The sequence below is a fragment of the Lacinutrix sp. WUR7 genome (assembly GCF_016864015.1).
Classification (GTDB): domain Bacteria; phylum Bacteroidota; class Bacteroidia; order Flavobacteriales; family Flavobacteriaceae; genus Oceanihabitans.
In genome coordinates this window covers 2,339,726-2,358,162 of record NZ_CP045067.1, presented here as the reverse complement: position 1 = coordinate 2,358,162, position 18,437 = coordinate 2,339,726, and the positions used below count along the sequence as shown (strand labels likewise).

General features: G+C 33.0%; 18 protein-coding genes and 5 tRNA genes. All 23 read right to left on the bottom strand.

Going from position 1 to position 18,437, the window contains the following annotated elements:
• Nucleotides 1–66: 66 nt before the first annotated feature.
• Complete coding sequence (gene rpoB / locus FG167_RS10320; RefSeq protein WP_055443109.1) at nucleotides 67–3,879, bottom strand: DNA-directed RNA polymerase subunit beta; 3,813 nt, start codon at nucleotides 3,877–3,879, stop codon at nucleotides 67–69.
• Nucleotides 3,880–4,004: 125 nt separating this feature from the next.
• Entirely contained in the window at nucleotides 4,005–4,379 is a 375-nt protein-coding gene (gene rplL / locus FG167_RS10315; protein ID WP_055443108.1) for a 50S ribosomal protein L7/L12, read from the bottom strand.
• 61 nt (nucleotides 4,380–4,440) lie between these two features.
• Complete coding sequence (gene rplJ, locus FG167_RS10310) at nucleotides 4,441–4,962, bottom strand: 50S ribosomal protein L10 (protein WP_203458203.1); 522 nt, start codon at nucleotides 4,960–4,962, stop codon at nucleotides 4,441–4,443.
• A gap of 19 nt (nucleotides 4,963–4,981) precedes the next feature.
• Nucleotides 4,982–5,671 (bottom strand): 50S ribosomal protein L1, encoded by a 690-nt coding sequence (rplA, locus tag FG167_RS10305; RefSeq protein ID WP_203458202.1) that lies wholly within the window; start codon nucleotides 5,669–5,671, stop codon nucleotides 4,982–4,984.
• Between the two features lie 19 nt (nucleotides 5,672–5,690).
• On the bottom strand, nucleotides 5,691–6,128 hold the full coding sequence (rplK, locus tag FG167_RS10300; RefSeq protein ID WP_055443105.1) for a 50S ribosomal protein L11: 438 nt from the start codon (nucleotides 6,126–6,128) through the stop codon (nucleotides 5,691–5,693).
• A 69-nt stretch (nucleotides 6,129–6,197) separates the two neighbouring features.
• The gene (gene nusG, locus FG167_RS10295) at nucleotides 6,198–6,752 is read right to left on the bottom strand and encodes a transcription termination/antitermination protein NusG (RefSeq protein ID WP_055443104.1); all 555 of its coding nucleotides are present in this window, start codon (nucleotides 6,750–6,752) and stop codon (nucleotides 6,198–6,200) included.
• An 11-nt stretch (nucleotides 6,753–6,763) separates the two neighbouring features.
• Nucleotides 6,764–6,961 carry a preprotein translocase subunit SecE gene (secE, locus tag FG167_RS10290; RefSeq protein ID WP_203458201.1) on the bottom strand — a complete coding sequence of 66 codons (198 nt, stop codon included), beginning with the start codon at nucleotides 6,959–6,961 and terminating at the stop codon, nucleotides 6,764–6,766.
• 17 nt (nucleotides 6,962–6,978) lie between these two features.
• A tRNA-Trp gene (locus FG167_RS10285) sits at nucleotides 6,979–7,051 on the bottom strand.
• Nucleotides 7,052–7,114: 63 nt separating this feature from the next.
• A complete protein-coding gene (gene tuf / locus FG167_RS10280; protein ID WP_203458200.1) occupies nucleotides 7,115–8,302 on the bottom strand; it encodes an elongation factor Tu in 1,188 nt (395 codons plus the stop codon).
• A 63-nt stretch (nucleotides 8,303–8,365) separates the two neighbouring features.
• Nucleotides 8,366–8,437: transfer RNA gene (locus FG167_RS10275), tRNA-Thr, on the bottom strand.
• Between the two features lie 10 nt (nucleotides 8,438–8,447).
• A tRNA-Gly gene (locus tag FG167_RS10270) sits at nucleotides 8,448–8,520 on the bottom strand.
• 71 nt (nucleotides 8,521–8,591) lie between these two features.
• Nucleotides 8,592–8,673, bottom strand: a tRNA-Tyr gene (locus tag FG167_RS10265).
• Between the two features lie 141 nt (nucleotides 8,674–8,814).
• Nucleotides 8,815–8,888 (bottom strand) — tRNA-Thr (locus tag FG167_RS10260).
• A 103-nt stretch (nucleotides 8,889–8,991) separates the two neighbouring features.
• Nucleotides 8,992–9,294 carry a ribosome hibernation-promoting factor, HPF/YfiA family gene (gene hpf / locus FG167_RS10255; RefSeq protein ID WP_055443102.1) on the bottom strand — a complete coding sequence of 101 codons (303 nt, stop codon included), beginning with the start codon at nucleotides 9,292–9,294 and terminating at the stop codon, nucleotides 8,992–8,994.
• Between the two features lie 32 nt (nucleotides 9,295–9,326).
• On the bottom strand, nucleotides 9,327–10,220 hold the full coding sequence (locus FG167_RS10250; RefSeq protein WP_203458199.1) for a tyrosine-type recombinase/integrase: 894 nt from the start codon (nucleotides 10,218–10,220) through the stop codon (nucleotides 9,327–9,329).
• 139 nt (nucleotides 10,221–10,359) lie between these two features.
• Nucleotides 10,360–10,554 carry a 30S ribosomal protein S21 gene (gene rpsU / locus FG167_RS10245; RefSeq protein WP_203458198.1) on the bottom strand — a complete coding sequence of 65 codons (195 nt, stop codon included), beginning with the start codon at nucleotides 10,552–10,554 and terminating at the stop codon, nucleotides 10,360–10,362.
• A gap of 75 nt (nucleotides 10,555–10,629) precedes the next feature.
• Complete coding sequence (locus tag FG167_RS10240; protein WP_203458197.1) at nucleotides 10,630–11,262, bottom strand: YiiX/YebB-like N1pC/P60 family cysteine hydrolase; 633 nt, start codon at nucleotides 11,260–11,262, stop codon at nucleotides 10,630–10,632.
• A gap of 7 nt (nucleotides 11,263–11,269) precedes the next feature.
• Nucleotides 11,270–11,893: an outer membrane beta-barrel protein gene (locus tag FG167_RS10235; RefSeq protein ID WP_203458196.1), complete on the bottom strand. Its 624-nt coding sequence runs from the start codon at nucleotides 11,891–11,893 to the stop codon at nucleotides 11,270–11,272.
• An 18-nt stretch (nucleotides 11,894–11,911) separates the two neighbouring features.
• The gene (locus FG167_RS10230) at nucleotides 11,912–12,565 is read right to left on the bottom strand and encodes a hypothetical protein (protein WP_203458195.1); all 654 of its coding nucleotides are present in this window, start codon (nucleotides 12,563–12,565) and stop codon (nucleotides 11,912–11,914) included.
• 361 nt (nucleotides 12,566–12,926) lie between these two features.
• The gene (locus FG167_RS10225; protein WP_203458194.1) at nucleotides 12,927–14,351 is read right to left on the bottom strand and encodes a carboxypeptidase-like regulatory domain-containing protein; all 1,425 of its coding nucleotides are present in this window, start codon (nucleotides 14,349–14,351) and stop codon (nucleotides 12,927–12,929) included.
• Between the two features lie 312 nt (nucleotides 14,352–14,663).
• On the bottom strand, nucleotides 14,664–15,833 hold the full coding sequence (locus FG167_RS10220) for an acyl-CoA dehydrogenase family protein (RefSeq protein WP_203458193.1): 1,170 nt from the start codon (nucleotides 15,831–15,833) through the stop codon (nucleotides 14,664–14,666).
• A 22-nt stretch (nucleotides 15,834–15,855) separates the two neighbouring features.
• Nucleotides 15,856–16,740: a helix-hairpin-helix domain-containing protein gene (locus tag FG167_RS10215; RefSeq protein ID WP_203458192.1), complete on the bottom strand. Its 885-nt coding sequence runs from the start codon at nucleotides 16,738–16,740 to the stop codon at nucleotides 15,856–15,858.
• A gap of 38 nt (nucleotides 16,741–16,778) precedes the next feature.
• Nucleotides 16,779–18,389, bottom strand: a complete 1,611-nt coding sequence (locus FG167_RS10210) for a sodium:alanine symporter family protein (protein WP_203458191.1) — start codon at nucleotides 18,387–18,389, stop codon at nucleotides 16,779–16,781.
• Nucleotides 18,390–18,437: the final 48 nt, after the last annotated feature.

Below are 18,437 nucleotides of genomic sequence, written 5' to 3'. Positions count from 1 at the left end.
TCTCAGTCTCAGTATTCCGTTATCCAATTAAAGCTAACCGAATACTGCGACCTCATACTTTTTTTATTATTCCTCTAATCTGATGTCTAATCCTAACCCTTTCAATTCATGCATCAATACATTGAATGATTCCGGTAATCCTGGATCTGGCATTGGTTCTCCTTTAACAATACTTTCGTATGTTTTAGCTCTACCAATTACATCATCAGATTTCACTGTCAATATTTCTCGTAAGGTTGCTGATGCACCATATGCTTCCAGTGCCCAAACTTCCATTTCTCCAAAACGTTGTCCACCAAATTGTGCTTTACCACCAAGAGGTTGTTGTGTAATAAGAGAGTATGGTCCAATTGAACGAGCGTGCATTTTATCGTCAACCATATGTCCTAATTTCAACATATAAATAACTCCCACGGTTGCTGGTTGATCAAAACGATCTCCAGTACCACCATCATAAAGATAGGTATGTCCGAATCTTGGAATTCCAGCTTCGTCTGTAAATTCGTTGATTTGATCTAGAGTAGCACCATCAAAAATTGGTGTAGCGTATGTACGACCTAATTTTTGTCCGGCCCAACCTAATACCGTTTCATATATCTGACCAATGTTCATACGAGAAGGTACACCAAGTGGATTTAATACAATATCAACTGGCGTTCCATCTTCTAAGAATGGCATATCTTCTTGACGTACAATACGTGCAACAATACCTTTGTTACCATGTCGTCCTGCCATTTTATCACCCACTTTAAGCTTACGCTTTTTAGCAATATAAACTTTTGCTAATTTGATGATACCTGCTGGTAATTCATCTCCTACAGAAATAGTAAATTTCTCACGTCTTAAAGAACCTTGTAAATCGTTTTCTTTAATCTTGTAGTTATGAATTAAATCTGCAACTAACTTGTTAGTCTTGTCGTCTGTTGTCCAAGTACCAGAAGTTAAGTGCGTATAATCATCTACAGCATTTAACATTTTAAGTGTAAATTTCTTTCCTTTTGGAAGAACTTCTTCACCTAAATCATTAAAGATACCTTGTGCAGTTTTACCATTTACAAGAGTGAATAATTTATCCACTAAAACAGCTTGCAAATCATCAAACTTAGTATAATATAAAGCTTCTAATTGCGCTATATCTTCTTTATCTTGAGCACGTTTACGTTTATCTTTAACCGCTCTTGAGAATAACTTCTTATTAATTACAACACCATGTAATGAAGGTGAAGCTTTTAATGAAGCATCTTTTACATCTCCAGCTTTATCACCAAAGATTGCACGTAATAATTTTTCTTCTGGAGTAGGATCCGATTCCCCTTTTGGTGTAATTTTTCCGATAAGGATATCACCAGGTTTCACTTCTGCCCCAACACGAATCATTCCGTTTTCATCAAGATCTTTTGTAGCTTCTTCAGATACGTTAGGAATATCATTAGTTAACTCTTCGTTACCTAATTTTGTATCTCTAACTTCTAAAGAATACTCATCTATATGTATAGATGTAAAAATATCTTCACGTACTACTTTTTCAGAAATTACAATTGCATCCTCAAAGTTATACCCTTTCCAAGGCATGAAGGCTACTTTCATATTTCTTCCTAAAGCTAGCTCTCCTTTTTGAGTTGCATAACCTTCAGATAAAACTTGACCTTTTACAACTTTATCTCCTTTTACAACAATTGGTTTCAAGTTAATACTTGTACCTTGATTGGTTTTTCTAAACTTCGTTAAAGGATATGTTTTTGTATCTGAGTCGAAACTAACTTTAGCTTCATCATCAGTACGATCGTATTTTATAGTAATTTCTAGTGAATCTACATATTGTACAACACCATTTCTCTCTGCATTAATAAGTACACGAGAATCTGAAGCCACTTGACGTTCTAAACCAGTTCCTACAATAGGAGCTTGCGGACGTAATAATGGTACAGCTTGACGCATCATGTTAGATCCCATTAGGGCTCTATTCGCATCATCATGTTCTAAGAAAGGAATTAATGAAGCAGAAATAGATGTAATTTGATTTGGTGCAACATCTGTATAGTGAAGCTCCTTAGGATCAATTACTGGGAAGTCACCTTCCATTCTTGCAATTACCTTATCATCTAAAATCTTACCATCGTCATCAACTTTTACAGTTGCTTGCGCGATTAATTTATCTTCTTCCTCTTCAGCACTTAAGTAAATCGGTTCATTTTTAATATCTACTACACCATCTGTTACTTTTCTGTAAGGTGTTTCAATGAATCCCATAGAATTCACTTTAGCAAATACCGAAAGTGAAGAAATAAGACCAATGTTTGGTCCCTCTGGTGTTTCAATAGGACAAAGTCTTCCGTAGTGTGTATAGTGAACATCACGTACTTCGAAACCAGCTCTTTCACGAGATAAACCACCTGGTCCTAATGCGGAAAGACGACGCTTATGCGTAATCTCTGCAAGAGGATTGGTTTGATCCATAAATTGAGACAATTGGTTTGTACCAAAGAAAGAATTAATTACAGAAGATAATGTCTTTGCATTAATTAAGTCAATAGGAGTAAATACTTCGTTATCACGAACGTTCATACGCTCACGAATAGTACGTGCCATACGTGCTAAACCAACACCAAATTGAGAAGATAATTGTTCTCCTACTGTACGTACACGACGGTTAGATAGGTGATCAATATCATCAATCTCCGCTTTAGAGTTAATAAGCTCGATTAAATATTTTATAATAGTTATGATATCTTCTTTGGTAAGCACTTGCTTATCCATACCGATATCTAACTGTAATTTCTTGTTCATTCTATAACGACCAACTTCTCCTAAAGAGTAACGTTGATCACTAAAGAATAATTTATCTATAATACCACGTGCAGTTTCTTCATCTGGCGGCTCTGCATTACGTAGTTGTCTATAAATATGTTCTACAGCTTCTTTTTCAGAGTTTGTAGGATCTTTTTGAAGTGTATTATGAATAATAGCATAATCTCCTTGTTCTGCACTTTCTTTATGTAAAAGGATTGCTTTTACATTCGCTTCAAGAATTTCTTCAATATTATCTTTATCTATAACAGTATCACGATCTAAAACGATTTCATTACGTTCGATCGATACTACTTCTCCTGTATCTTCATCAACGAAATCTTCATGCCATGTATTAAGAACACGTGCAGCAAGTTTACGTCCTAAGATTTTCTTAAGTCCAGATTTTGATACTTTAACTTCTTCAGCTAAATCAAAAATCTCTAAAATATCTTTATCTCTTTCAAAACCAATTGCTCTAAATAAAGTAGTTACAGGTAATTTTTTCTTTCTATCAATGTATGCATACATTACCTGATTAATATCTGTAGCGAACTCAATCCAAGAACCTTTAAATGGTATTACTCTTGCAGAGTATAATTTAGTCCCATTTGCGTGGAATGATTGACCGAAAAACACACCTGGTGAACGATGTAATTGAGAAACTACAACGCGTTCTGCACCATTGATACAAAAAGTACCAGAAGGTGTCATGTAAGGTATTGTACCTAAGTACACATCTTGAACAATGGTCTCGAAATCCTCATGTTCAGGGTCTGTACAGTATAACTTTAACCTTGCTTTTAATGGAACACTATATGTAAGTCCTCTCTCAATACATTCTTCTATAGAATATCTAGGTGGATCAATGAAGTAATCTAAAAATTCTAATACGAATTGATTACGTGTGTCTGTTATTGGGAAGTTTTCTAGAAAGGTATTGTATAGACCTTCATCTCCTCTTTCTTCAGATTTAGTTTCTAACTGGAAAAAATCCTGAAAGGATTTTATTTGAATATCCATAAAATCTGGATATTCAGTTCTATTGATAATAGATGAGAAATTTAATCTTTCAGCTTGTTTTGCTAACATCAATGGACGGAGTTTTGATTAAAAAAAATTATAAAACGTATATGTCATATTTATATACGCAAAATGGTCTAGGTCTTAGAACGCGTGTTCCAGACCTAAACCTTTATGTTGTTTGCTTAGTGTAATTACTTAAGCTCTACCTCAGCTCCCGCTTCTTCTAAAGAAGCTTTTAAGCCTTCTGCTTCGTCTTTAGTAACTCCTTCTTTGATTGCACTTGGTGCATCATCAACTAAACCTTTAGCTTCTTTTAAACCTAAACCAGTTAATTCCTTAACTAATTTTACTACTGCTAATTTAGAACCACCAGCGGCTTTTAATATTACGTCAAATTCAGTTTGAGCTTCAGCAGCGTCTCCACCACCTGCAGGTCCAGCAGCAACAGCTACAGCTGCAGCAGCAGGCTCAATACCGTACTCATCTTTTAATATAGTTGCTAATTCATTAACTTCTTTTACTGTTAAGTTAACTAATTGTTCTGCGAAATCTTTTAAATCTGCCATTTTTCTATCGTTTTAATAATTTTGTAATAATATATTTGTAATTAAGTGCGTACTTAGTTGATTATCCCTCTTTTTGAGATAATGTTTTTAAGATACCTGAAAGTGTATTTCCTCCCGATTGAAGCGCTGAAATAACGTTTTTAGCTGGAGATTGTAATAATCCAATGATATCTCCAATTAATTCTTCTTTCGACTTGATGTCAACTAACATATCTAATTGCTCATCACCAATGTAAACAGCTTCTTCAATAAAAGCACCTTTTAATAAAGGCTTCTCTGATTTCTTTCTGAAAGCTTTAATTACTTTAGCTGGAGCGTTTCCAGTTTCAGAATACATCACCGATGTATTTCCTTTTAAAACTGAAGGAAGATCACCAAATTCTCTATCTGATGCTTCCATTGCTTTTTCAAGTAATGTGTTCTTAACAACTGCTAATTGTACGTTTGCTTTAAAACAAGCACGACGTAAATTAGATGTTGCAACTGCGTTTAATCCAGAAATATCTGCTAAATAGATATTTGCGTTATCAGCTAATTGTGAAGTTAAGTCTTTAATTACTTGTGATTTGTCTTCTCTTGTCATAATAAAAGTTTTTAACTAATTAACCAATTTTAGTATCTACAGCTATACTAGGGCTCATAGTAGAAGACATAAAAATGCTTTTTACATAAACTCCCTTAGATGCAGTTGGTTTAAGTTTCATTAATGTTTGTAATAATTCATTTGCATTGTCCTCAATTTTATCAGCACTAAAAGATGCTTTTCCAATTGCAGCATGTACAATACCAGTTTTATCTACTTTAAAGTCAATTTTACCAGCTTTTACTTCTGTAACGGCTTTTGCAATATCCATTGTTACTGTACCAGTCTTAGGGTTAGGCATTAAACCACGAGGACCTAATACACGTCCTAAAGGACCTAATTTCCCCATAACACTAGGCATAGTAATAATAACGTCTACGTCTGTCCAACCACTCTTGATTTTATCAAGGTACTCATCTAAACCAACGAAATCTGCTCCAGCTTCTTTAGCTTCTGCTTCTTTATCTGGAGTTACTAATGCTAAAACTTTTACGTCTTTACCTGTACCATGAGGAAGAGATACAACACCTCTTACCATTTGGTTAGCTTTTCTAGGATCAACTCCTAAACGAACTGCTAAATCTACAGATGCGTCAAACTTTGCATTAGATATTTCTTTTATTAATGCAGATGCTTCAGTAATAGAATAAACTTTTCCTTTTTCTATTTTTGCTAAAGCCTCTTTTTTCTTTTTTGTTAATCTTGCCATTTTAAATTTCTTTTATAGATTAATTTGGCGCGTTTCCAGTCACGGTTATACCCATTGACCTTGCGGTTCCAGCTACCATCTTCATAGCAGATTCAATTGTAAATGCATTTAAATCTACCATTTTGTCTTCTGCGATAGTTTTCACTTGATCCCAAGAAACTTTAGCTACTTTTTTTCGGTTTGGTTCTCCTGAACCCTTCTTGATTTTTGCCGCTTCTAATAATTGTACTGCAGCTGGTGGTGTTTTGATTACAAATTCAAATGATTTGTCTCTGTAAACAGAAATTACCACAGGTAAAACTTTACCTGGTTTATCTTGTGTTCTAGCATTAAACTGCTTACAGAACTCCATGATATTAACCCCAGCAGCTCCTAGAGCGGGTCCAACCGGTGGCGACGGATTCGCTGCACCTCCCCTTACTTGTAACTTAACTACTTTGTCTAACTCTTTTGCCATTTTAAATAATTTAGTCGATGTTTACTTTTATTGGAAGCAAAAGAAACATCTATCTTTATGTAACAATTATTATACTTTTTCTACTTGCATATAACTTAATTCTAATGGTGTTTTTCTTCCAAAAATCTTCACCATTACTTCTAGTTTACGCTTTTCCTCATTTATCTTTTCGATACTTCCGTCAAAACCATTGAATGGTCCGTCTATAACTTTTACCGTTTCTCCTATTGTGAATGGTATTGCTACATTAACATCTGTATCTACTTCTAATTCATCTACTTTACCTAACATTCTGTTAACTTCAGATTGTCTTAAAGGCACTGGCTCTCCTCCTTTAGTTTCTCCTAAAAAACCAATAACATTTGTTACAGATTTAATTATGTGAGGGATTTCACCACTTAAATTTGCCTGAACCATTATATAACCAGGAAAGTAAACTTTTTCTTTGCTTACCTTTTTCCCGTTACGTATTTGAATTACTTTTTCAGTAGGTACAAGAACCTGATCTACATAATCTTGTAAGCCTAATCGAGCTATTTCATTCTCAATATATGCTTTGATTTTGTTTTCTTGACCACTTACAGCTCTAACTACGTACCACTTCTTTTCTATTCCTTCAGACATAAATCTTAAAATTATCCGTTTATTAAATTAAAATAATACCCAATAACTCTACTGAAAACTGTATCTATTCCCCAAATTGCTAAAGAGAAAATAATAGAAAATACAGCTACAAGAATAGTTAAACTTTGTGTTTCTGCCCATGTAGGCCAGCTCACATTATTCTTTAATTCTTCAAATGATTCTTTTATATAATTTACAATTCCTGCCATTATAATATTTGTATTTGCACGGGTTGAGAGACTCGAACTCCCGACACCTGGTTTTGGAGACCAGTGCTCTACCAACTGAGCTAAACCCGTAAATATAAGTCAAGGCGTTCCGCAAAAACGGAACACCTTTACTTATTATTTATAAACTCTTAATTAGTCTAAAATCTCAGTTACCTGACCAGCTCCAACTGTTCTTCCTCCTTCACGTATAGCGAAACGAAGACCAACATTCATTGCAATTGGTTGAATTAACTCAACGTGAATTGTTAAGTTATCTCCAGGCATTACCATTTCAACTCCATCAGGAAGCGCAATGTTTCCAGTTACATCCGTTGTACGAACGTAAAATTGTGGACGGTAATTTGTATGGAATGGAGTGTGACGTCCACCTTCTTCTTTCTTAAGGATATAAACCTCAGCTTTAAATTTAGCGTGAGGAGTTACAGAACCTGGCTTACAGATTACCATACCTCTAGAAATTTGAGACTTTTCAATACCTCTTAATAAGATACCTGCATTATCTCCAGCTTCACCTCTATCAAGGATTTGACGGAACATTTCAATACCTGTAACAGTAGATGTTAACTTTTCAGCTCCCATTCCAATAATCTCTACAGGATCTCCAGTATTTGCTACACCAGTTTCAATACGACCAGTTGCAACAGTACCACGACCAGTAATAGAGAATACATCTTCGATAGGCATTAAGAAAGGCTTGTCTACTTCTCTTACAGGCTCTTCAATCCATGCATCTACAGCATCCATTAATTCCATTACAGTATCTACCCATTTTTGTTCACCGTTAAGTGCACCTAAAGCAGAACCAGCAATTACAGGTCCATTATCTCCATCATATTCATAGAAAGATAATAAATCTCTAATCTCCATATCTACTAACTCAAGTAATTCTTCATCATCAACCATATCCACTTTATTCATGAATACAACCATACGAGGAATTCCTACCTGACGTCCTAATAAGATATGCTCACGTGTTTGTGGCATTGGACCATCTGTTGCTGCTACTACTAAAATAGCACCATCCATTTGCGCTGCACCAGTAACCATGTTCTTTACGTAATCGGCGTGACCTGGACAGTCAACGTGAGCGTAATGACGATTTGCTGTTGCATATTCTACGTGAGAAGTATTAATTGTTATACCTCTTTCTTTTTCTTCAGGAGCGTTATCAATTTGATCGAAATCTTTTGCCTCTGATAAACCTGCATCAGCTAATACTTTAGTAATAGCAGCAGTTAAAGTTGTTTTACCGTGATCTACGTGTCCAATTGTACCAATGTTTAAGTGTGGTTTTGAACGATCGAAAGTTGCCTTTGCCATGTTTAATTTATTTTAATCTATTTATATTATTGTTCAATTTATTCTATACTATACTTTAAAAAGAGCCAATGACGGGAATTGAACCCGTGGCCTCTTCCTTACCAAGGAAACGCTCTACCCCTGAGCTACACCGGCTAAATATTAGAGCGAGAGACCGGGTTCGAACCGGCGACATTCAGCTTGGAAGGCTGACGCTCTACCAACTGAGCTACTCTCGCAATTATTTATAATCCTTAATATTCACAACCTTCGCTTTAAAACTACTTTACTGGTATCGCAGTTAAAAAAGTGGGGAGAGTAGGATTCGAACCTACGAAGTTAAAAACAACAGAGTTACAGTCTGTCCTCGTTGGCCGCTTGAGTATCTCCCCAATTATAAATATTTCACTCTATTAAAGAACTTGAGCCGATGGAGGGACTCCCTTCGACTACGCTCAGGATAAACTTCTCGTCCCAAGTCAATAATTTCATTTCAAAAATTATCAACTTCCCTTTGCGCAATTCACTTTTTGAGCCGATGGAGGGACTCGAACCCACGACCTGCTGATTACAAATCAGCTGCTCTAGCCAGCTGAGCTACATCGGCTTTTTTTTAATGCCTTTTAGCTATAAAAAAAGCCCGCTATTTCTAACGGACTGCAAATGTATATATTTATTTAATTATTCAAAACATTTTTTCGATATTTTTTTTATAAATGTGCTCTTAATTTTTCTTTTCGCTTTTTTAACTGTCTTTCGAGCGACGCAATCGCCACATCTGTACCCTCTTCGAACGATTTACATTGTTTTTTCACAACGAAGCTATCTCCAGGTACACTTACTCGTGCTTCAAAAATTTTATTTTCCTTATCACTAGTATTATCTAATTTCAAAAAAACGTCTGCTTTTATTATCTTATCGTAAAAGGTATCTAACTTATCCATACGTTTTTGGACAAAGTCTAATAGTTTTTGATCTGCATTGAAGTTGACGGATTGGGTGTTTACTTTCATACTTCTAATTTATTATAGGTTAAACAATTATGCTATTTTTTTTTACTTCTTGGATGTGTGTTTAGGTACACTTTTTTTAACTCTGCTATACTATTATGTGTATAAACTTGTGTTGCAGCTAAACTAGAATGCCCAAGCAATTCTTTTACAGCATTTAAGTCTGCACCTTGATTTAGTAAATGAGTTGCAAATGAATGTCTTAATATATGCGGGCTCTTTTTTACTTTAGTAGATGCTAAACTAAAATACTCATTTATTATTCGGTACACAAGTGTTTCGTAAATTTTAACTCCTTTTTGGGTTAAAAACAAACAGTCTTTATCTACTATTATTTCTAATTGCTTTCTTGCTTCTAGATATTTGTTGATAGTTTGTATTACCGATTGTAATAATGGAACAAATCTTTCTTTGTTGCGTTTCCCTAATACTTTTAATGTTTTATTGGAGGTATCAATATCTTTTAATTGCAGCTGCACCAGCTCCATACGTCTAATTCCTGTAGAATAAAATAGTTCTATAATTAGTTTATCTCGTATTCCCTTATAATCTTCTTGAAAGTTAAGCTCGTCTAATACGATTGCTATTTCGGCTTCAGAAAATGGAATCTGTATTTTCTTACTTGTTTTTAAAGCTTTGTGTTTTGCTAATGGATTTGCTTCTATTTCTCCTATTTTAAGAAGGAATTTATAGTAGGTATTTAAAGCCGAAATTTTTCTATTAATACTTCTATTGGAGATTTCTTTTTCTACCATAGCAACGATCCAACTTCTTATTTGCGAATAGTTTGCGTCTTCTATACTTTCTTGATCGAATGCGGAAGCATTAAACATTAAGAAATCGGAAAGATCTTTTTCATAGGCTTTTATGGTTAGCTTAGAATAGTTTTTTTCTAACAAGAGATAATCGATGAAAGCGTTAAATAGCATTATTGATGTTAATAGTTAATAGTTAATAGTTAATAGTTAATAGTTAAATGTACTAAAGTTTTACTGGAATTGATTTTAAAACAAAAAAATCCTAATAGTTATTACTAATAGGATTTAATATTATCTTCTTTAAAAGTACTTAAACGTTTTCTGCATCTCTTAATCCTTGAACATATTGTGCTTTTTGCACTTGTGCTCTACGTTCCATAGAAGGTTTAGTATATTGTTTACGTTCTTGTAGTTGATTTTTAACTGTAGTTTTAACAAACTTACGTTTGTGGCGTTTTAATGCTCTCTCTATATTTTCTCCTGCTTGTACTGGAATTCTTAACATAGTTCTTAACCTCCTCTCTTTTAGATTTTTTAAGGCTTCAAATATAGAAATAAAAATACAAAGTATAATCTTTATTTATTTCTTAAGTTTCCATTCTTTAAGAAATATAAATTTTTTATTGTCTTGAAAAATATCAACGGGATAATAAGATAATGTATCTCTTCCCAAATAAGATTTAAATACACCTGTTAATTTACGTTTACTTTTTTCAAATTTATATTTTAATGTATCTGATTTCCTCAAAACTTTCACAATAAATTCTGAACAATATAATCTGTTTGGTTCATTGGTTGAAAAGTTTTTATTGAATACAATTTTTAAACCCTCATAACCCAAAATACATTTCCTTATAGTATTAGTTTCTGTAGAACTACTAGTATTAATTTTCCATAAACTTGTATAAAAAACCCTTTCTTTATTTATGTCTAAAAAATCTTTCATTTTATGTATTCTTAAATCAGATTGATTATCATTTTCATCTAGCACATGGTATACAAGCCATGTGTTATTTTTAAATATTAAAAAACCTACATGAGAACTAAACTTATCTTTTAAGTTAAAGTCTCTAGCTATATTACCAAGTTTAGTTTTAGTTCCTCGATATACTATATATATTTGTTCTTCATCGAGTAATATGTTATCGTACTGAAAATTAGTTTTATTACAACTAAATAAAGCCACAAAACTAATTATATGTAAATATTTCAAAGGTCTTCTAAAAAACATTAAATATCAGACCAAATTCTAACGCATAGAAATTAGTAAGTTTAAATTCCTGCTTAGAGTCTCTGTAATTATTAAACATATCTGATTTAGACTTTACTCCAAACAAAACACCTAAGTCTTCAGCAATCTTATAGTTAATACCTAAACCTATTTGAGCTCCATAATTTAAACCTAAATTTTTATTACTACTATTCTGATTAAGATTTATATTTTCCAATTTAGAATAATAAAGATAAGAAGCATAAAACCCTACTCTGGCATAGACTGTTAATTTATCGGTACTTTTATATTCCCCTTGAAAATACAGAGGTAAACTTAAATAGTTATTTGTTAAAAATAATTGTTCATTAATTAAAGAACTATAATCACTTTTTACTTTTGAATGTTCAATACCTGTAATTATAGCCCATGTATTGTTCATTAAAAATTCTTTTCCTACAAATACTTCTAATACTTGCGCGTTAGTTTTAAAAATATTTTCTGCTTCTAAAGTTGCAATCCCAATATCCATATGCATCAAATATTCTCCTTTATTAGACTTCATACTTTCTTGAGAGTAAACCACACTAGAAATTAAAATTAATAAAACCTTTATAAAAATATTTCCCTTCATAATTAATATGTTAATTTATTATTTCCCTCCAGTACTTCCTAAAACTCCTCCAAGAACTCCTCCTACAATAATGCACAAACTACACAGTAAACCACCAACCAGCATTCCTGCAATTGCTCCAAAAAGTCCCCAAAAACTATATCTTCCATGACCTTGATAATCCAACTCTTGCCCATATGAATTAATGAATGATAACATTTCTTTTTCGTTTATTTCTAAGTTATTATAATCTACATGATCTATAATGTTTTCTATCCAATTCCCTTCAGAAATACTTTTTAAAGAAGATTTTGTGAACTCTGTTAAATTATAATCAGCTAAAAGTTGATCAATTCCATCTGTTGTAGATACACCATACTTTGTTATAATTTCATTTACCATTTCTACAGAAATTTCACCTTCTTGATATCCTAACAAAACTAGTTGTTCATCAATTAACTCTTGAGTAATTTCAAAATCAGAAGTTAATCTGCTATTTATAGTAGAATGCAAATTTTTTTCTACTAAATCAACTTCATTAATAATTTTTTTAGCCTCTTTTCTATATAGAGAATTATTAATACTAGACCCCTCATCCATGTTTACTTTTGAACAGGAATAAAAAGTTGGCATTAAAAATGTATAAATTAATAAAATTGCGATTAATTTTTTTGTTTCTTTAATAGTTTTCATCTTAGTCAGTATTGACAAATGTTAATGTATAGAATATTTTCTAAGATATAGAAAATATTCTATACATTAACATTTGTTTAACACTTTTACGTTTAAAAAAATGAGATTCTAAATTACTGAATAAAAGATCAATAACTGTAGTATTCTGCAAAAAGGATTGAACGTTTCGACTGCGCTCAACGCAGGCTAATTGTTTGAGCTCTTTTTATTTTTCATAAAAAAGCGAGTAGTGAAAGCGTGGTGCTCCTTCGCTAAAGCTTTGGAGCATATAGATGCCTTGCTTAAATAATTTAAAGTCTTATTACTTAGTTGTAAATGATAAAGTTGGTTTGCTTTAGCGAAGGAGCATTTGCCCAAATAATTAATCTTTATATAAGGACGCTCTTTTGCTTAGATCTAAAATAAGCTGCTCATCTTCTTCACTTTCTAATAAGACGTTATAACTCTTCCAGAAGTCTTTATTGTATGGTTTTGGCGCAAAGATGTCTGCATCCCAATCTTTTTGTAGCTCGTTTGCTATTTCTTCTTTGTCTAGAATAATTTCGGAAAACAGAATTTCTTGTACCGTATAATAGTAACGTTCTTCTTTATTATAGCGTGCTTCTTCTACTTTTGAAATTTTTAAAGATGGCTTCATTCCTACATTTACCAACTTTGGTGTTTCGTAATAAATATAATTTGGGTACATTTTATCTTTATACTCCCTATAAGTGATTACTAATTTGTGATTGGTTTGGGTATCAAAAAGTCTTTTACTTCTATCTTTTTGCGCTGGAGATGCAGCTACCAGCTCATACTCTATTTTCTTAAAGGCATAGTTATCATAATAAATATATAACCAACCTTGTGCGTGATACCCTTCGTTAAAGATTCCTTTGGTGTCTAAACCGACAAAGTCTTTAGAGTCTTCAATTTTAATTTTATATAGTTTACGCTCATTATCTACTAAAATAGTATCTAATTCAAATTGGTGCTTTTCTAGTATGTCGTCACCAAATATAGCTTTGGCATTATTTGCATTACGCAATAAATTTAATTTACCTTGAAAAAGATTTTGCAAACCGTTTATTCTATTATCATTCCATTTAATGGCTGTTAATAGTTGATCTGTGGTTACCGATCTTCGGCTTATATCTTTTGCTTTGAGTTTTTTCTTGGTGTTTTGATTCTTATACGATGCAAAAGTGAACAAACTATCTACATCCCGAAGGTCATAACTTTTACGGACTTGATCTACATTAATTTTTAGATAATCGGCACTATTGGAAGTGTAACCCGAATCATAAACCGTTATAGCACTTTCGATTAGCCATTTAAATTCATTTTTGTTACGTTCTTTATGTCTTAAAAATCCTTTTTGAATGTATGAAGAATCCGGAAGGTTTCGTTCTAGTTTTGAAATTGCTTTGACTACAATTTCGTTTCCTGTTTTTGGTCTTGCCTCTGCTATTAAAACCACTTCGTCTAAAGATGCTTGTTCTTCAGATAGAAATATTGGAGTACTAGCATCAAATTCTTGAATTGGAATTCTAAAGGTAGAATACCCAATAGAAGAAACAACAAGTGTGTCTTGTTCATGTTTTTCTGGCACTTGTAGCACAAAATTACCATCTATATTGGTTACCGTACCAATGGTTGTGTTTTTAATATAGACACTTGCGCTAGCAATAGGGAAAGAATCTAGTGTATCTACAACGGTATTTTTAAGTTCGGTTTGCGCGTAACTGGTAACTCCTAAAAAAAGTAAGATAACAACAGCTAATTGTTTTGTGTTTTTAAATTGCATAGTATAAGTTTAATAGTTTCAGGGCCATTTTCTTAGTTAACGATTTGGAATACTAATTAGTATTTCATCTTAAGGAATTCTTAAATCGCCACATTATTTTGTAAAAAAACAATGTAGCGATTTTTAAAATACTACTGAAATTATTTTTCAGCAGGTTTATATACTTTGGAATCTATTACCATTTCATCAAAATTGGGCTACAATTTTAGTGAAAATGGTAATGGAATTATTTCGCCGCAGGTTTATACTCCTTCTTATCAATTACCATTTTAGCGAGATTATTATATAATTTTCGCTAAAATAATAATCAGTTTATTTTGCAGCAGGCTTATACTCCTTCTTATCAATTACCATTTTAGCGAGAATCTCACGAAGAATTTCACTTGTTCCTCCACCAATTGGTCCTAGTCTGCTATCACGCAAAAGTCGTGCCATTGGATATTCTTCCATATAACCATAACCTCCTAAAAACTGCATACATTGATATGCAACCTCATCTGCCATTTTTGTAGACTTCAATTTAGAGATGGTTGCTTCTTTTACCACATACTCCCCGTTATTAAGTCTGTTAGCCACCGAGTAGTTATATTCTCTACACATATCCATATCGGCATACAGATCTACAAAGCTATGACGTAATGCTTGAAACTTGTCTATTGTTTTTCCAAATGCGGTACGTTCACTCATATATTGTCTTGCATACTCTAAAGCATAATCTGCTCTTGCGTGTGCATTAATTCCCATAATTAAACGCTCTAAAGCAAAATGTTGCATGATATACGGAAAACCTTTTCCTTCTTCACCCATTAAATTACTTGCAGGAATGGTTACATTATCGAAAGCAATTTCTGCAGTATCACTTGCTCTCCATCCTAATTTATCTAGTTTAGTAGCAGAGATTCCTGGTGTATCTCTATCCATGATAAACATACTCATTCCGTTATGTCCTGCTTCTGGATCTGTTTTAGCAGCAACTACTAAATAGTCACTATACACCCCATTTGTAATAAATGTTTTAGAACCATTAAGTACATACGTATCTCCTTTTTTAATTGCTGTTGTACGCATTCCTGCAACATCCGATCCACCAAAAGGTTCTGTAATACAAAGACAACCTATTTTATCTCCAGTAATACTTGCTGTTAAATATTTTTCTTTTATTTCGTGGCTTCCCTCTTTATTAACATGCGTCATTGCTAAATAGGTATGTGCCCAAATATTAGCTGCAAATCCGCCAGAGTTTATTTTTTGTAATTCTTCTAACAATATAACAGTGTAGAATAAATCTAGGTTTAATCCGCCATATTCTTCTGGATATGCTAAACCAAAGAAACCCATTTCTCCGAATTTCTTCCAAATGAAACGTTCTACAGTTCCAGTTTCTTCCCATTTATCTATATGTGGAACCACTTCTTTTTTTAAGAAGTCTTGTAAACTTTGTCTAAATAATTGATGCTCTTCTGTGAAGTACATGTTGTTCATAAAGTTGATTTTTTATTATATTCTAGTTTAGAGTCAAATATAATTTAATTATCTCGATTTTTTTTACTGGAAAGCCTTTAACTTTTGTTAATTCTTCAATAGATTGAAAACCGTCCCGCAACACTCTTTGTTCCATTATTTGATGTGCAACCTCGTAATCTATATATGGTATATTCACCAACTGATCCCTTGTTGCTTTGTTAACAGATACTTTATCTATTGCTTTTGGGGTTTTTACGGTAAATTCATTAGTAATACGTGTAATGACTTCTGGTTTTAATCCGTAGACTTCTTGTAATTGTACGTCTGCAATGAATCCGTTTTGCTTGTCTCTATATTTTACAATGCGATTAGAGTATGCTTCGCCAATACCTCTTACTTTTTGTAATTGACTAGCGGTTGCAGTATTTAAATCTATTTTTTGCTGAAATGTTTTTGGTGTATCGGAATCGCTCTTCGTTGTATACTTGGTATAGGTCTTCGGTTTGGGATTGGTAACCCATTCTGGGAATTTAAAAAACGGAGAGATTTTATTTAATAGCGAATCGGAAACTTTAGTGACTTGCTGAAACTGTTTCACCGAGTTCACCCATTTATTTTGTTTTCTAAACTGAAGCAATCTATTAATTTCCACACTGGTCATTCCTAAAGTATAGCCTTTATAATCGGTAATAAAATTTGGGTTGAAGGGATAAATTTTCGGTTTCCGATTTTCTATTTCTACTGTACGAAGGGAATCCATTTCCTTTTCAAAAAGGGCTAATTGCTTATGATTTACTGGAATTTCTTCCGAAGAAAAATCGTTAAAAAAAGAAAAACACTGTACCGCAATGATAATTGTTAACCATAGAAAAATCCCATTTCGTTGTTTTTTAGTAAACACGAAATGGGATTTAAAAGTATTCATCTTCAACAGTTTAGTTTAGATGAAGTTACAAAAAATATTTAATCTTCTGAAACTCTATTTTTTATAGCGTTTTTATATTTAATTAATTCTTCACGTACTCTTGGTGCTAATAACACCAATCCGATCATGTTTGGAACCATCATAGCAAAGATCATGGCGTCTGAAAAACCAATTACAGAACCTAAACTTGCTGCAGAACCAATAACTACAAATACACAGAATAATAATTTATACGCATATTCCATTTTTTTAGATCTACCAAAAAGGTAAGCCCAACCTTGAAACCCATAATAAGACCAAGAAATCATGGTACTAAATGCAAATAATACTACTGCAACAGTAAGTACATACGGGAACCATGAAATAACAGATTCGAATGCTCCAGAGGTTAATAAAATTGCTTGTGCATCATTTAATCCTGCATTTGCAGCTGTTACATTACCAGTAATAATTAACACTAAAGCGGTCATAGTACAAACAACTACAGTGTCGATAAATGGTTCTAATAAAGCAACCATACCTTCACTTGCTGCATATTTAGTTTTTACTGCGGAATGCGCAATAGATGCAGAACCAACACCAGCTTCATTAGAGAAAGCTGCACGTCTAAATCCTTGTACTAAAACTCCAATTGCTCCACCGGCAACACCTTCAGGGCTGAATGCTCCATTCCATATTGATGTAAAAGCATCACCTACCATATGGTAATTTGCTAGTATTACAAATAAAGAAGCTGCTACATAAATAACAACCATAAAAGGTACAATTTTATCGGTAACCTTAGCAATCTTTTTAATTCCTCCAATAATAACAATACCTACAAGTACAGCCATTACAATACCGAATAACCATCCTCTACCATGTAAAAAAGAAGCGTCTCCACCTGTAATACTTTCAACTAGTTGAAAAGCTTGATTTACTTGAAACATGTTTCCACCTCCAAAAGATCCTCCAATTACAAAAATCGCGAATAATACCGCTAGTACTTTTCCTAAACCTGCAAGTCCTTTTGCTTTTAATCCTTTCGTTAGGTAGTACATTGGTCCACCATAAACGGTTCCATCTTCTCCTATATCTCTATATTTTACACCAAGTGTACATTCTACAAATTTAGATGCCATTCCTAAAAATCCTGCAACAATCATCCAGAACGTAGCTCCTGCTCCACCAATAGATACAGCAATTGCAACTCCTGCAATATTACCTAAACCTACGGTTGCAGATAATGCTGCTGTTAATGCTTGAAAGTGACTCACTTCTCCTTCATGCCCTTCTACTCTAATAGTATCTGGATTATCTTCTTCATCTGTAAATTTTGATTTTTCAATTTCTACTTTATGATCTTCTCTTCCTTCTAAATCATCATACTTTCCTCTAACAATATTTACAGAAGTAACAAAACTTGTGAAGTTGATAAACTTAAAATAAAATGTAAAGTATAATGCTCCAAGAATTAAAGGAAACAATACCCAAAACACTTTAACCTCACCACCAAAATCTATCTGATAGAATATAAAATTCACAAACCATCCTGTTGCATCGCCAAAAATTTGGTCAATTTTCTGGTCAACACCAACCTCTTGTGCCTCTTGCGCAAAATTTATAAATGGTAAAATGAATGTAAAAATGGTAAGAAGATATTTCTTCATGATATAATTTAGTTAGTTAAAATTTTGATTTAAGTTAGCAAGATGCTA

Bases quoted from the DNA above. Each gene is read 5' to 3' on its own strand.
- FG167_RS10235 (WP_203458196.1), bottom strand. From the start codon at position 11,893: ATGAAGGGAAATATTTTTATAAAGGTTTTATTAATTTTAATTTCTAGT.
- rplK (WP_055443105.1), bottom strand. From the start codon at position 6,128: ATGGCAAAAGAGTTAGACAAAGTAGTTAAGTTACAAGTAAGGGGAGGT.
- FG167_RS10250 (WP_203458199.1), bottom strand. From the start codon at position 10,220: ATGCTATTTAACGCTTTCATCGATTATCTCTTGTTAGAAAAAAACTAT.
- rplJ (WP_203458203.1), bottom strand. From the start codon at position 4,962: ATGACAAGAGAAGACAAATCACAAGTAATTAAAGACTTAACTTCACAA.
- hpf (WP_055443102.1), bottom strand. From the start codon at position 9,294: ATGAAAGTAAACACCCAATCCGTCAACTTCAATGCAGATCAAAAACTA.
- FG167_RS10225 (WP_203458194.1), bottom strand. From the start codon at position 14,351: ATGCAATTTAAAAACACAAAACAATTAGCTGTTGTTATCTTACTTTTT.
- rplA (WP_203458202.1), bottom strand. From the start codon at position 5,671: ATGGCAAGATTAACAAAAAAGAAAAAAGAGGCTTTAGCAAAAATAGAA.
- FG167_RS10220 (WP_203458193.1), bottom strand. From the start codon at position 15,833: ATGAACAACATGTACTTCACAGAAGAGCATCAATTATTTAGACAAAGT.
- rpoB (WP_055443109.1), bottom strand. From the start codon at position 3,879: ATGTTAGCAAAACAAGCTGAAAGATTAAATTTCTCATCTATTATCAAT.
- FG167_RS10230 (WP_203458195.1), bottom strand. From the start codon at position 12,565: ATGAAAACTATTAAAGAAACAAAAAAATTAATCGCAATTTTATTAATT.
- rplL (WP_055443108.1), bottom strand. From the start codon at position 4,379: ATGGCAGATTTAAAAGATTTCGCAGAACAATTAGTTAACTTAACAGTA.
- secE (WP_203458201.1), bottom strand. From the start codon at position 6,961: ATGGCAGGAATTGTAAATTATATAAAAGAATCATTTGAAGAATTAAAG.
- FG167_RS10210 (WP_203458191.1), bottom strand. From the start codon at position 18,389: ATGAAGAAATATCTTCTTACCATTTTTACATTCATTTTACCATTTATA.
- nusG (WP_055443104.1), bottom strand. From the start codon at position 6,752: ATGTCTGAAGGAATAGAAAAGAAGTGGTACGTAGTTAGAGCTGTAAGT.
- tuf (WP_203458200.1), bottom strand. From the start codon at position 8,302: ATGGCAAAGGCAACTTTCGATCGTTCAAAACCACACTTAAACATTGGT.
- FG167_RS10215 (WP_203458192.1), bottom strand. From the start codon at position 16,740: ATGAATACTTTTAAATCCCATTTCGTGTTTACTAAAAAACAACGAAAT.
- rpsU (WP_203458198.1), bottom strand. From the start codon at position 10,554: ATGTTAAGAATTCCAGTACAAGCAGGAGAAAATATAGAGAGAGCATTA.